Origin of the sequence: Allocatenococcus thiocycli, from assembly GCF_921292965.1 — a bacterium.
Taxonomy (GTDB): domain Bacteria; phylum Pseudomonadota; class Gammaproteobacteria; order Enterobacterales; family Vibrionaceae; genus Vibrio; species Vibrio natriegens.
Window position 1 is genome coordinate 25,879 of sequence record NZ_CAKLCK010000005.1, and the last position, 13,614, is coordinate 39,492.

11 protein-coding genes are annotated in these 13,614 nt (G+C 45.2%); 6 read left to right on the forward strand and 5 right to left on the reverse strand.

Going from position 1 to position 13,614, the window contains the following annotated elements; genetic code table 11:
• Positions 1 to 53: 53 nt before the first annotated feature.
• Positions 54 to 1,415: an L-serine ammonia-lyase gene (locus L9Q40_RS03035; RefSeq protein ID WP_498791962.1), complete on the forward strand. Its 1,362-nt coding sequence runs from the start codon at positions 54 to 56 to the stop codon at positions 1,413 to 1,415.
• Between the two features lie 133 nt (positions 1,416 to 1,548).
• Here L9Q40_RS03035 and queD read toward each other — a convergent pair whose 3' ends face one another.
• The gene (gene queD, locus L9Q40_RS03040) at positions 1,549 to 1,911 is read right to left on the reverse strand and encodes a 6-carboxytetrahydropterin synthase QueD (RefSeq protein WP_005376896.1); all 363 of its coding nucleotides are present in this window, start codon (positions 1,909 to 1,911) and stop codon (positions 1,549 to 1,551) included.
• 513 nt (positions 1,912 to 2,424) lie between these two features.
• Here queD and asnS point away from each other — a divergent pair.
• Entirely contained in the window at positions 2,425 to 3,825 is a 1,401-nt protein-coding gene (asnS, locus tag L9Q40_RS03045; RefSeq protein ID WP_014232354.1) for an asparagine--tRNA ligase, read from the forward strand.
• 72 nt (positions 3,826 to 3,897) lie between these two features.
• Here the strand turns inward: asnS and L9Q40_RS03050 are convergent, their stop codons facing one another.
• Both L9Q40_RS03050 and L9Q40_RS03055 read right to left on the reverse strand, forming a co-directional pair.
• Positions 3,898 to 4,116, reverse strand: coding sequence for a hypothetical protein (locus L9Q40_RS03050; protein WP_020335524.1), 219 nt, complete (start codon positions 4,114 to 4,116; stop codon positions 3,898 to 3,900).
• 86 nt (positions 4,117 to 4,202) lie between these two features.
• Positions 4,203 to 5,600 carry an aminotransferase-like domain-containing protein gene (locus L9Q40_RS03055; protein ID WP_498792064.1) on the reverse strand — a complete coding sequence of 466 codons (1,398 nt, stop codon included), beginning with the start codon at positions 5,598 to 5,600 and terminating at the stop codon, positions 4,203 to 4,205.
• Positions 5,601 to 5,772: 172 nt separating this feature from the next.
• Between L9Q40_RS03055 and L9Q40_RS03060 the strand changes: the two genes are divergently transcribed.
• On the forward strand, positions 5,773 to 6,030 hold the full coding sequence (locus L9Q40_RS03060) for a hypothetical protein (protein ID WP_174234189.1): 258 nt from the start codon (positions 5,773 to 5,775) through the stop codon (positions 6,028 to 6,030).
• A 704-nt stretch (positions 6,031 to 6,734) separates the two neighbouring features.
• Positions 6,735 to 7,925 carry an amino acid aminotransferase gene (locus tag L9Q40_RS03065; RefSeq protein ID WP_014232358.1) on the forward strand — a complete coding sequence of 397 codons (1,191 nt, stop codon included), beginning with the start codon at positions 6,735 to 6,737 and terminating at the stop codon, positions 7,923 to 7,925.
• A gap of 68 nt (positions 7,926 to 7,993) precedes the next feature.
• Here the strand turns inward: L9Q40_RS03065 and L9Q40_RS03070 are convergent, their stop codons facing one another.
• Positions 7,994 to 8,635: an outer membrane beta-barrel protein gene (locus L9Q40_RS03070; protein ID WP_014232359.1), complete on the reverse strand. Its 642-nt coding sequence runs from the start codon at positions 8,633 to 8,635 to the stop codon at positions 7,994 to 7,996.
• Positions 8,636 to 8,841: 206 nt separating this feature from the next.
• Between L9Q40_RS03070 and L9Q40_RS03075 the strand changes: the two genes are divergently transcribed.
• Together L9Q40_RS03075 and L9Q40_RS03080 are read left to right on the forward strand one after the other, a co-directional pair.
• Positions 8,842 to 10,731 (forward strand): DUF294 nucleotidyltransferase-like domain-containing protein, encoded by a 1,890-nt coding sequence (locus L9Q40_RS03075; RefSeq protein WP_498791967.1) that lies wholly within the window; start codon positions 8,842 to 8,844, stop codon positions 10,729 to 10,731.
• Between the two features lie 8 nt (positions 10,732 to 10,739).
• The gene (locus L9Q40_RS03080; RefSeq protein ID WP_020335530.1) at positions 10,740 to 11,459 is read left to right on the forward strand and encodes a 3'-5' exonuclease; all 720 of its coding nucleotides are present in this window, start codon (positions 10,740 to 10,742) and stop codon (positions 11,457 to 11,459) included.
• Between the two features lie 71 nt (positions 11,460 to 11,530).
• Here L9Q40_RS03080 and L9Q40_RS03085 read toward each other — a convergent pair whose 3' ends face one another.
• Positions 11,531 to 13,414, reverse strand: coding sequence for a methyl-accepting chemotaxis protein (locus L9Q40_RS03085; protein WP_020335533.1), 1,884 nt, complete (start codon positions 13,412 to 13,414; stop codon positions 11,531 to 11,533).
• Positions 13,415 to 13,614 lie beyond the last annotated feature (200 nt).

Consider the following 13,614-nt stretch of genomic DNA (forward strand, 5'->3'; position numbering starts at 1 on the left):
AAAAATTAAGCCTCCCAAATCCCCTTGGGAGGCTTTCTTCTGAGGTAATCGATATGATTAGTGTATTTGATATCTATAAAATCGGTGTTGGACCTTCAAGCTCACACACTGTAGGCCCAATGAAAGCGGGTAAAGAGTTTATTGATGATCTTCGTGCAATGGGAAAATTACGCGACATCACTAAAATCACCGTTGACGTTTATGGATCGCTATCACTGACAGGGAAAGGTCACCACACAGATATCGCTATTATCATGGGTCTTGCAGGCAACTCCCCTGAGAAAGTTGATATCGATTCTATTCCGGGCTTTATTGCTCGCGTAGAAGAAACTGAACGTCTTCCTGTTGGCATGCACTGTCATACAGTATCGTTTCCGCGCGAAGGTGGAATGAACTTCCACAAAACGAATTTGGAACTTCACGAAAATGGTATGCAAATCCATGCTTGGATTGACGAAGAAAAAGCATACTCAAAAACCTACTACTCTATCGGTGGTGGTTTTATCGTTGATGAAGAAAACTTCGGTAAAGAAGTCGAAAACCCAATTAAGGTTCCTTACGCATTCACAACGGCAGAAGAACTGGTTAGCCAGTGTCGAGAGAGTGGCCTTTCTATCAGTGCGCTAACCATGAAAAATGAACAAGCGCTTCATTCTGATGAAGAGACGCGTACCTACTTTGCGAACATCTGGCGCACCATGCGCGAATGTATGGATCGCGGTATGAACGAAGAAGGCATTCTACCTGGTCCACTGCGTGTGCCTCGCCGAGCTGCAGCGCTGCGCCAACAACTGCTTACGTCTGAAAAGACAACCAATGATCCTATGTCTGTGGTTGACTGGGTAAACATGTTTGCGTTTGCTGTAAACGAAGAAAACGCAGCAGGTGGTCGTGTTGTAACGGCACCAACGAATGGTGCGTGTGGCATTATCCCTGCAGTACTGGCTTACTACGACAAGTTCATTCAGACCGTATCTGAGAAAGACTACATCCGTTACTTTGCGGCTTCTGGTGCAATCGGTGGTCTTTACAAGCGTAATGCATCTATCTCTGGCGCAGAAGTTGGCTGTCAGGGTGAGGTTGGCGTGGCGTGTTCAATGGCAGCAGCCGGCCTTGCAGAGCTGATGGGTGGTAGCCCAGAACAGGTTTGTATGGCAGCAGAAATCGCAATGGAGCACAACTTAGGTCTGACATGTGACCCTGTCGCTGGTCAAGTTCAGGTTCCATGTATCGAGCGTAATGGTATTGCAGCGGTAAAAGCAATCAACTCGACTCGTATGGCTTTGCGTCGTTCTTCAGCTCCTACCGTATCTCTGGATAAGGTTATCGAAACCATGCTAGAGACAGGTAAAGACATGAACGCGAAATACCGCGAAACTTCTCAAGGCGGTCTGGCAATAAAAGTTATCTGCTAATCCTACCTTCTGAACACCAAGCCCGAGCCACTGCTCGGGCTTTTTTGTATGTGTACTTAGCGTAGTTTTCATCGCCCAGATACAACAAAGGCAAGCGAATAAGCTTGCCTTTGTAAATGAACGCTTGTTGCGATTACTCGCCTTTGTAGATACAACCTGCTGTGCAAGTTTCTTTGATCTCTACTTTGCTTAGCAGCGGAAGGCTTGGTTTCAGTTGCTGCCAAATCCATTTCGCTAGCACTTCGCTGGTTGGGTTTTCCAGACCTTCAATATCGTTTAAGTAGTAATGGTCTAAACGATTGTAAATTGGTTTGAAAGCCGCTTTGATTTCTGCAAAGTCAACAACCCAACCCGTATGCGGGTCTACCTCACCTTCTACATAAAGACGAACAAGGAAAGAGTGTCCATGCAAGCGACCACACTTATGACCTTCGGGTACATGTGGCAAGTGGTGTGCCGCTTCGAACATGAACTCTTTGTACAATTCTGTTTTCATCTTGATTCTCAGGCTTTAAAAAAGACGCGATATACTAAGGAAATCACTGCCAAGAGACAAGCATTAGTCCATTATTGAGTCATAAATCAGTATTTTTATTTAAGTGAATGATAACCGAGCGTCGAGTTTTGCCATTCGCCAGTTATTTGATTACATAATAATCACGTTATGAATACACAAAAAAAACAGTGTGATTAACGCAGCATGTGTTTAAAAACGTAGTTTCGAACTCCCCATAAACGGAATATCAGTGTCTACTTGCATTTCTGTCTGAACGTTTTTCGCTATTCCTGCTTTCATCAGGGGTAAAACTAAGATGAAATCATCTTTTTCTGACCTTCAAAATGAATATAAAGGTTGAAGCTGACGAATTGACAGGTAATATGTCTCGTTGAATCTGTAAAATTCTACCCAACCCAGCACTCTGCTTGTTTTTTAAACAAAAAGATTATGAAACAAGGACTTTAAAGAGCGTTGAGTTGAATTTTTACCTCTATGGAGAATATTGAAAACATGACTTACGCGCCTGTATCAGACGTTTTGAAAGGTCAGCTAGCAGTAGACAGTGAAGTTACTGTTCGTGGCTGGATCCGTTCACGTCGTGATTCCAAAGCTGGAATCTCTTTCCTTGCCATTTATGACGGCTCTTGTTTCGACCCGATTCAGGCCGTGGTCCCTAATAATCTTAATAATTACGACGACGAAGTATTAAAGCTGACTACAGGCTGCTCTGTTGAAGTAACTGGTAAGATTGTTGAGTCTCCTGCGAAAGGTCAGGACTTCGAACTGGCAGCAACTGACGTTAAAGTTGTTGGTTGGGTTGAAGATGCTGAAACTTACCCAATGGCAAAAACTCGTCACTCGATCGAGTACCTACGTGAAGTAGCACACCTTCGTCCACGTACAAACGTGATCGGCGCGGTAGCTCGTGTACGTAACTGCCTGTCTCAAGCTATTCACCGTTTCTACCACGAGCAAGGTTACTTCTGGGTATCTGCGCCACTAATCACCGCTTCTGACGCAGAAGGTGCGGGTGAAATGTTCCGCGTTTCTACGCTAGACATGGAAAACCTACCTCGCACAGACGCTGGCAAAGTAGATTACAACGAAGACTTCTTCGGTAAAGAGACGTTCCTGACAGTTTCTGGTCAGCTAAACGCGGAAGCTTACGCTTGTGCAATCAGCAAAGTTTACACTTTCGGCCCTACTTTCCGTGCTGAAAACTCAAACACAAGCCGCCACCTGGCAGAATTCTGGATGGTTGAGCCTGAAGTTGCGTTTGCAGAGCTAGACGACGTAGCAAAACTTGCTGAAGACATGCTGAAGTACGTATTTAAAGCAGTACTTGAAGAGCGTCGTGATGACCTTGAGTTCTTCGCACAACGCATCGACAAAGAAGCTATCACTCGTCTGGAGCAATTTGTTTCTTCTGACTTCGCACAAGTAGACTACACTGACGCAATCCAAATCCTTCTGGATTCTGGTCGTGAGTTCGAATTCCCAGTTGAATGGGGTATCGACATGTCTTCTGAGCACGAGCGTTTCCTAGCGGAAGAGCACTTCAAAGCGCCAGTAATCGTTAAGAACTACCCGAAAGACATCAAAGCGTTCTACATGCGTATGAACGACGATGGCAAGACAGTAGCAGCGATGGACGTTCTAGCACCAGGCATCGGTGAAATCATCGGTGGTTCTCAACGTGAAGAGCGTCTGGACATTCTAGATTCACGTATGCGTGAAATGGGTATCGACCCTGAGCACATGAGCTGGTACCGCGACCTACGTCGTTACGGCACAGTGCCACACGCAGGCTTTGGTCTAGGCTTCGAGCGTCTGGTTTCTTACGTAACTGGCATGGGCAACGTTCGTGACGTGATCCCATTCCCACGTACACCTCGTTCTGCGAACTTCTAATCACTTTTAGTGAAACAGAATTAAAAAGACCTCCCAAGTGGAGGTCTTTTGTTTTATCTGGCACTCACCAAATTAAGAATTACTTTCCTCTTGATCGGCTTTCACCGCATACCTCACACCGACAAAACACAAACCAAAGATAACGAACGGAATGACCGCAGCGGTATATTCAACCCACGCATAATGTGCAAATGACTTGGCCAAAATAAGGTGTCCAAACACAAGTAAGAAAGCACTAAATATCGCCACAATGATCAGTGTTAATTCATGTTTCACCAACTGCTTTTTCATTATCACTCCGAGGTAAGAGGTTGTTACTGCATTGATTAAACCACACTCCGACTAAGATGAACTGATACAGTTAACGTGATAAATGCCTAAACAGTTGTCAGCAACTCGCCTATTTTTTTGATGGCATTTTCTAATGCTCCATCGACAGGCATGGAAGTATTAAGTCGCAGGTAGTTTTTAAACTTGGTATCGCTTGAAAACAACTTCCCATATGCCACAGTTATCTGTTGTTGCAACAGAGCTTGATAAATCGACTTGCTGTCCGTCCCATTTGGCAACTTAACCCATACAAAGTAGCCACCTTCAGGTACGTTATAAGTCAGGTTTTGGGGCAAGTAGCGTTGTATAAGTTCAATGAACAAGCTTTGGCGCTGTTGCATGATTTTTCGCAGCTTTCTCAAGTGATTGTCGTAGCTGTCATTTTGCAGATAATGGGCGATACCTTGCTGAATCGGTGCACTCCCCGACAAAGTAGAGATAAGCTGTAGCTTTTGGATCGGTTCGTTAAAGCGATGGTTCACCACCCATCCTAGCCGATACCCCGGACAGAGACTCTTAGAGAGTGAAGAGCAGTGAAGCACTCGCCCTTGCGTATCAAAAGTTTTAAGAGAAGTCGGTTTATTCGCCGTGAAATAAAGCTCGGAATAGACATCATCTTCAATTAAGTAGACATCATGTTGTTCCGCCATCCGGACAATCCGTTCCTTTTGTTCATCTGACAGCAGTGCACCCGTCGGGTTGTGAAAATTAACCATCAGCCAACAAGCGCGAACAGCATGTTTTGCAAATATTGCTTTAAGCTGTTCAAGATCGTGCCCGTTTTGACTGTCTACAGAAACCTCGATTGCCTTCAGCCCAAGACGTTCTATCGCTTGAAGCGCACCATAAAAAGCCGGTGACTCCACAACAACCGTATCTCCGGGCTGAGTAACCGCTTGCAAGCTCAGATTTAACGCCTCGAGCGCGCCAGAGGTGATCACAATATCTTCGTGCGTAATCGATATGCCTTGCTGTATGTACCGCTGCGCGATCAAACGACGTAATGACTCACTCCCCGGAGGCATGTTATCAAGCAAGCTTTCTGGCCCCATTTTACGGCCAGAGCTGGCGAGGTTGCGGTTTAAGGCTTCGAAAGGAAATAAACTGGCGTCGGGAAACGCGGAGCCCAAACGCACTGCATCGGGCAATCCTTGATGTTTAAGATAATCGTAAAGCTCATCATTGAAGCTAGAGCGATAAGCTGGCACGACTTCATTGCTTGCCTCAAAACGCTCTAATTCGGCCGTAACATAATAGCCGGATTGAGGTTTAGCACTTACCCAGCCCTGAGCTTCCAGTAACTGGTAAGCCTGTAATACCGTCCCCGCACTCACTGAATGATTACGGCTGGTCACACGCACAGATGGCAGCTTCTCCCCTGCTCTCCATGTATTCTGCTGAATCTGAGTTTTAAACAGCTCAGCTAATTGACGGTATCGATTCATCATTCTCTCACTTTGACTTCGGGTGCACCTTAGCATACTTCGCGCCGACATTCTGATAGCTGACTTATCGTTCTTGCAAGGTAATTAATCAATCTTAGTAAGATGAATTCGCGATCCGAAGTGTAGAATTATGTTCCATACTTTCAAAGAAATGACGTTTTTGGAGGAAGTTATGAAAGTGTTTACCATGGATGATCTCTCATACCGAGGAGCGCATAAAGGTGTCCATAGCTGGGACCACCCTGGTGCGTCCGATCCTTATTATTGGCACCCAGACTGGTTACATATTGCTGAAGATGCAATGGGTGTACACAAAATGGCGGATCTCGTTGTGCCACCCGGTGAAACAGCAACGGAAGAACATGCGAAAGAGGCGATTGTAAAACACCTCAACGAGGAAAACGCTAGCAAAGAAGAACAAGACGACTAGACGCGCACATCGGTAAAATTCGGTGCATCATCATGGGCCGACTATCGGGCCGACTATCGGGTCGGCTCACTGGCTATCAGTGCTATCTTAAATATGTTGGTTGTATTGAGTCATTGATGATGCACACCTCCGGGTCAAAACAACGAAAGTGTTTTCGTTAACCAGCTATGCTCTGTTAAGTTTGCCAATATTCCACCCAATGACCTCTAGTTGACGTAATTTTGAATCAAATAAAGACATCCTGACATAGAAAAAACAACGTCTAATCTGGTTTCTCGTCCAATCCAGTCAAACCCGACATTAACCTCAAAAAGCCATTAAAAAAGAAGAACAAGAAATTGAACCCAAAAACATCTCTATCTGATTCTCCTGTGTTAGTTTTGCGTTCTTGTTTTGTAACGAGTTTACCTAGGCTTTCTATGCCATCAGTTAAGCAGAACCATGTAACTTTTCCGTAACAATTTGGCACATAGACACTTTCGAAGTAAACGATTGCATTCGATGTACAAAACAGCATCAATTCTCGATAAAGCTTGCTTCTAACTCCCCTTCTTAGCACTGTTAGCATGCCAAAAGTCTGGTTTATCTTTGAATTCGATTTCTAATAGCATCTTTTTTAGGTTTTCTTATCAGAAGGTGTTGTAACAAGTAATGCTGAAAGGTATAAATACGGGCACACCCTTCGATTAACATGGATGAAGATTATGTTTGAAAAAGTAGTAGCCGCTCCGGCCGACCCTATTCTTGGTCTTACTGAAGAATTTAAAAAAGATACTCGCGCAGAAAAAATCAACCTTGGCGTAGGTATTTACAAAAACGAACAAGGTGAAACCCCTGTTCTTGCTACGGTAAAGAAAGCTGAAGCAGCTCTAATTGAGACTGAGAAAACTAAATCTTACCTAACCATCGAAGGGACTGCAGAATACGCTCTAGCAGTACAAAAACTGCTATTCGGCGAGAGCGCTGAAGTGGTTGCAGACAAACGTGCAAAAACAGCTCAAGCGCCAGGTGGTACAGGTGCACTGCGTGTTGCTGGTGAATTCATCAAACGTCAGCTAGGCGACGTTAAAATCTGGATCAGCAACCCTACTTGGGCAAACCACAATGGTGTGTTCACTGCGGCTGGCATCGAAACTGCTCAATACAGCTACTACAACGCAGAAACAAAAGACAAAGACTTCGATGCGATGCTTAACGATCTTCAAGCTGCTTCTGAAGGCGACATCGTTCTTCTACACGGCTGCTGCCACAACCCTACTGGTATCGATCCAACAGCAGAAGAGTGGGAAACACTAGCTAAGCTAGTTGCAGAGAAGAAATTGCTTCCTCTATTCGACTTCGCATACCAAGGTTTCGCGAAAGGTGTTGAGGAAGATGCAGCGGGTCTACGTACTTTTGCTAAGTACAACAAAGAAATCCTAGTTGCTAGCTCGTTCTCTAAAAACTTCGGTCTTTACAACGAGCGTGTAGGTGCATTCACTCTTGTTGCTGAATCAGAAGAAGTGGCAACAACAGCATTCTCACAAGTTAAAGCAATCATCCGTTCTATCTACTCTAACCCACCAGCTCACGGTAGCGCTGTCGTTACGCATATTCTAAACGATGCTGACCTTCGTGCTGAATGGGAAGCAGAAGTAGCAGAAATGCGTGATCGTATCCAAGAGATGCGTGAGTTGTTTGTAGCGACACTGAAAGAAGAAGGTGTAGATGCAGACTTTAGCTTTATCGAACGCCAAAACGGCATGTTCTCTTTCTCTGGTCTATCTAAAGAGCAAGTGAACCGTCTGAAAGAAGAATTCGCTATTTACATTGTCGGCTCAGGCCGAATCAGTGTGGCTGGTATGACTAAGTCAAACATGGGCCCGCTATGTAAAGGCATTGCAGCAGTTCTTTAATCTGCAGCGATAAGATAAGAAAAGGTCAGCACTTGCTGACCTTTTTTGTATTCGATTAAGACTTTAAGCTAGTAAACGAACCTGAGGCTTAAACCCACCTCATTGATGTAATCAGAGGGTGCTCCCGAGTAGTCCGTATCTCGGTATTGGTAGTAAAGACCGGTACCAATGACGTCATGCCACTGATAGTTGAAGCCTATTTTATATTTGTTTTCGTCAACAATATCACTGCGATTGGCTTCGATCTCAGCATTAACAATCAGCGTTTCACTCAACAAGTAGTTAGCGCCAAATACTGCCGCGTGTAGGAATTCCGATTCGGATACCAGTGTTTTATCCGTATCGTCATCCGTTGCTTTTGCCTTAATTGCACCTAAACGATAAACACCGTAAAGGTCGAGTTGTTGGGTTATGCCATATCGGTAACCACCACCAACCGTTAAACGATCGATGCGCAGCGTGTAAGTGTCTGGATGAAAAAACTGTGCGGAATAGTCTGCATTAAACAGCCAGTTATCCGTGACTAAATAGTTACCACCCAAATCAATCGTCGTAACATTCGCATTTTCTAACCATTCTTCGTTGGTTGTCCCTGCACCAACGTTTAGATAAATATGTTCATAACCAAATTTGTCCGCTTGTTCCGCCTCTGAAGCACCGCTAAGTGCAGAAAAAACACAAAGTGGCACAAGTAATAAACTTCTCAACATTCGATTTCCTTTCATGAGAATCAATAGATGCTTTCGTAACCCGATTTTACTCATTCGACATCCAAGATATTAGCCGAATGACATTACTATTGTCGTGTTACACGTCGGAATCTTATGATTAAGTGCTCAAAACGACGAACGAGTAAGACTCTGTTTTAAAACTAAGTTAAGATTACTTTATTACTTGAAAATCAAAAGGCAACCTTATGGATGCAGAACTTCTCGAGATTTATAACTTTCTCGCCAAGTATCCCCCTTTTAACGAACTCCCAGAAGAAGCGCTAACCAAAGTCACCGAAAGTGTCGAAATTTCGTATTATCGAGAAGATACTCCGATTATCCATTTTGGAGATGAAGTTCAAGAGCTCTTCGTCGTGAGAAGTGGCGTCGTTGAGGTTTACCGACGTAAAGGTGAACTTTATAGCAGACTGGATGAAGGCGACCTTTTTGGTCAGATGGGCCTGCTTACCAATAATAAAGTTCGTTTTCCTGTAAAAGCGATCGATGATGCCCTCATCTACTGTATTCCTGGCGACGTTTTCCAGGAAATGTACGATAACTACGACTCATTTGCTGACTTTGTCGAAGTAGAAAACAGCGCGCGACTACGCATGGCTATCTCTGAAAATAAAGAAGCCAATGATCTCACGACTTCCAAAGTGAAAACGTTGCTAACGCGTGACACTCCGACGATCGAGCGTGGCCAGTCGATTCAGGAAGCAGCAAAAATTATGGCAGAAGATAACGTCTCGTCTCTGCTTATTATTGACCCGGACTTTGTACGAGACGAAGACGACCCACAGTCTCCAGTATTAGGTATTGTCACCGACCGAGACTTGTGTGCGCGTGTACTGGCTGAGGGTTTATCCCCACAAGAAGATGTTGCGACGGTAATGACTACCGAAGTTATCTCACTCGATCATAACGCTTACATTTACGAAGCCATGCTTAAAATGTTGCGTTATAACGTGCATCACCTCCCTGTGGTGAAAGATCAACAGCCAATCGGTATCATTGAAACCACGGATATTGTTCGTTACGAATCACAAAACTCATTGCTACTTGTAAGCAGTATTTTCCACCAGCACACCATCGAAGAGCTGGCCGCCGTTGCTGAAGAAGTAAAAAGCAGCTTTGTTCGTTTGGTGAACGAGGACGCTAATTCTCACATGGTCGGCAGTGCCATGTCCGTAATCGGTCGCAGTTTCAAACAGCGCTTACTGGAAATGGCCGAAGAAAAGTTAGGTCCACCACCTGTCCCTTACTGTTTTCTCGCGCTTGGCTCCATGGGGCGTGATGAGCAGCTTCTGGTTACCGATCAGGACAATGCCATCATTCTCGACGAGAGCTATCAGGAGTCGAAGCATGGTAAATATTTTGAGGAGTTAGCGCAGTTTGTCAGCGATGGCTTAGATGCCTGTGGCTACAAATATTGTACCGGCGATATCATGGCAACTAACCCAATGTGGAGAATGACACGTTCACAATGGGAAGAGTGTTTCGCAGACTGGATCGACGATCCAAACCCGAAAGCGTTGCTTAATGCATCCATCTTCTTTGATTTAGACGGCGTGTACGGACGACTAAAATGGGCAGAGCAGTTAACCAGCTTTATCGTGCGTCGTGCACGTAAAAACAACCGATTCCTGGCTTGCCTTGCACGTAACGCGCTTAACCGAACGCCTCCACTCGGCTTCTTTAAGAGCTTTGTGGTGGAAAAAGATGGGCAGCATAAAAACTCCATCAACCTCAAGCGTCGTGGTACAGCCCCGCTGGTCGATTTGATCAGGGTTCACGCGTTGGCTGTTGGCTCTCGCACACAGAACTCATTTGAACGCCTGGATGACATTATTGACGCCGGTATTCTGCCAAAAGGTCGCGCTCAAGATTTAAAAGATGCGTTAGAGTTCATCTCCATGGTACGAATTCGCCACCAAGCGTACGATGTTGAAATGGGCATTGAGCCTGACAACAATATTGAACCGGAGAATCTGTCGGACTTTGAGCGCCGAAACCTTAAGGATGCCTTCCAAATTCTGAGTAATGGCCAAAACTTCCTTAAGTTTCGCTATCAAGCAAACAAGAGCTTTAAGTGAGGCTTAACATGTTAAAAAAGCTCTTTCAAAAGCCGACTATCCAATGGCACACGAAGTTTAAGCAAAAAGTCGAGATGGCGACGGATGAAAATCTGGTTGCCTTTTACGGCACTGAATTGCCATCGCCAGATACGCCAATTTCAGACGTTGAGTTTGTCGCACTGGATTTAGAAACCACGGGCTTAGATCCTGATAAGAACGACATCATTACGATTGGGCTGGTCCCTTTTAACCTGAAGCGTATCTTTTTGCGTAATGCTCGTCATTGGAAAGTAAGACCGAAACAAAAGCTGGATGAAGACTCTGTCATCATTCACGGTATTACCCATAGTGAGCTGATTGATGCGCCTGATTTAGGGGATATTCTCAATGAGCTGTTGCCCTGTCTAAGCGGTAAGATCGTGGTGGTGCATTATCGTCGCATAGAGCGTGAATTTCTCGATAAAGCACTGCGAGATCGCATCAATGAAGGCATTGAATTCCCGGTATTGGATACTTTCCAGATAGAAGAAGACATTCAGAAAAAGCGACCGGGAAGTCTGTGGGAGTCGTTAAAAGGCAAGAAGCCAGAATCGTTGCGATTAGCTCAATCACGACGCCGTTATGGCTTGCCGGACTATACTCCTCATCACGCTCTGACTGATGCGATAGCTACTGCTGAACTACTTCAGGCACAAATCGCGCACCATTACGATGAGAGTCAAGCAATCAGCGAATTCTGGCTTTAGCCTACAGCCAGAAAAACAAAAAGGAGCCAATGGCTCCTTTTTAAATTTAACGCGCTCGAGATCTTTAGAAATTACAGCTTAAAGCGTTTGATTTCCTGCTCAAGCTCATGTGATAGCTCAGACAAGTAAGCGGCTTGTTCAGCAGCCTGATGTGCTTCTGCTGAAAGCTCGTTAGAAACATCACGAATGCCTTCAGTGTTACGAGTAATCTCTGTCGTTACCGACGCTTGTTCTTCAGCAGCAGAAGCGATCTGTGTTGCCATGTCGTTGATTTGCTCAACTGCGCTATGAATTTGAGTCAGACTCGCTGCTGCTGAGTTCGCATCATCAACGCTGGTATCAGCCAGAAGACGGCTGTCACCCATGATACCAACCGCTTTCTTGGTCGTACCTTGCAGCATCTCGATGGTTTCTTGAATTTCTTTGGTTGAAGCGTGTGTGCGTTGGCTCAATACACGAACTTCATCGGCAACCACTGCAAAGCCACGTCCTTGCTCACCTGCTCGTGCCGCTTCAATAGCCGCATTAAGTGCCAGCAAGTTTGTTTGTTCTGCGATGTCTTGAATGGTCGATAGAATCGTATTGATGCTATTACCGTGCGCTTCCAAATCCTGAATAACATCGGTCGCAACCTGCACTTCTTTGGCCAGATTCTGGATTGAAGATTGCGTCTGCGAAACTTGGCTAGAACCGTGAGCGCAAGCGCCTACCGCCTCTTCTGAGTGGCTAGCCGTGCTTTCTGCGTTACCCGCAATTTCTTGCGTAGCGGCCGCCATTTCATTAACCGCAGTCGCCACCATGTTGATTTCATCTTGCTGATAAGAAATACGCTGACTACGTTCCTCTGCTTGCTGAGCCGTGGTACGAGCCTGTTCAGACAGTGATGAAGAGACATGGCTAAGTGTGGTCACCATGGTATGCATGTTGCCAACAAAGCGGTTAAAGTTTTCTGCCAGTTTACCAACTTCGTCGTCACTGCGTGGTTCCAGACGCTGAGTCAAATCACCTTCACCAGAAGCAATTTCTTCCAGTGCATGAGATACTCGGTTTAGATCGCGGAACAAGAAGCCAACTAGCCAAGAAACCGCAACAATCACCGCGATTGTGATCATCACAGCAGTGATCAGCAAGTCACGCAACAGTACTGCATTGCCCGCCTCTTCCGTCGCGCGGTCCATCTCAATGGCGAACATCCAATGCGTTCCCGCCACTTTGTGGAAGTAGTAGAGTTTTTCTACCCCTCTGATGATCGTGCTTTCAATTTTACCTTCGTCAGCAGCGCGCTCGATCGCCTGTCGTGAAAAGTCTGTCGATAAGCTGCTGATTGGCTTTAACGTCAAACTTTTATCCGGATGAGCAAGAAACGTCCCTTGGTTCATGTCAATCAACATCGCGTTGGCATTTTTACCAGCATCTAAGTTGATCACATCACTGATAAGCTGATCGATAAGAACATCGGCCCCGACTACCCCGATAAACTGACCATTTTTCATAACCGGCTCTGCGATAGTAACCAAAAGCGCATTGGTGATCGCGTCTTGATAAGCCTCAGTGATGATCTGTTTACCCGCGACATTAGCATCTTTATACCAAGGGCGAGTTCGCGGATCATAATCAGCACGGTTTCGCTCAGGATGAGAACGGTACATCTCTCCTTTTGGCGTACCAAGGAAGATATCGTCAAAGCCGCCTGCTTTGCGTGCCTGCTGTAAGAACGGCACTACGTCCTGTTCGGTCGAGTAGTCATTAAATGCGGTGGCGATTTCTTTACGGATGGTAATCCAGTCAGAAATCCCTTCCGATGCAACGGCACTCAAGCTTTGTGCTCTTGAATAAACACCAGCAGAAGTCTGATCAAATAGTTGACCAGCCGACAACCAAGTCAGTGCAGCAGCCATAATAACCACAGCCGAAAGACTCGCGCCGATAAGTTTTTGTTTTAGTGAAAATTTCATATGTTTATATTATTTGGGAGGACAACCTAGGAGCGTGAATATTACACACTTTTTTGGCACTAATCACCAAGTTTCAAAATAATCAATTACATTGCTAACTTATTGTAAGGTATGAACTTTAATTGAGTCATTCTTTTGTCTATCGTCAGAAAAACAACACAAAAAAAGCCAGCTAAGCTGGCTTTTTAAACGTAGTATTT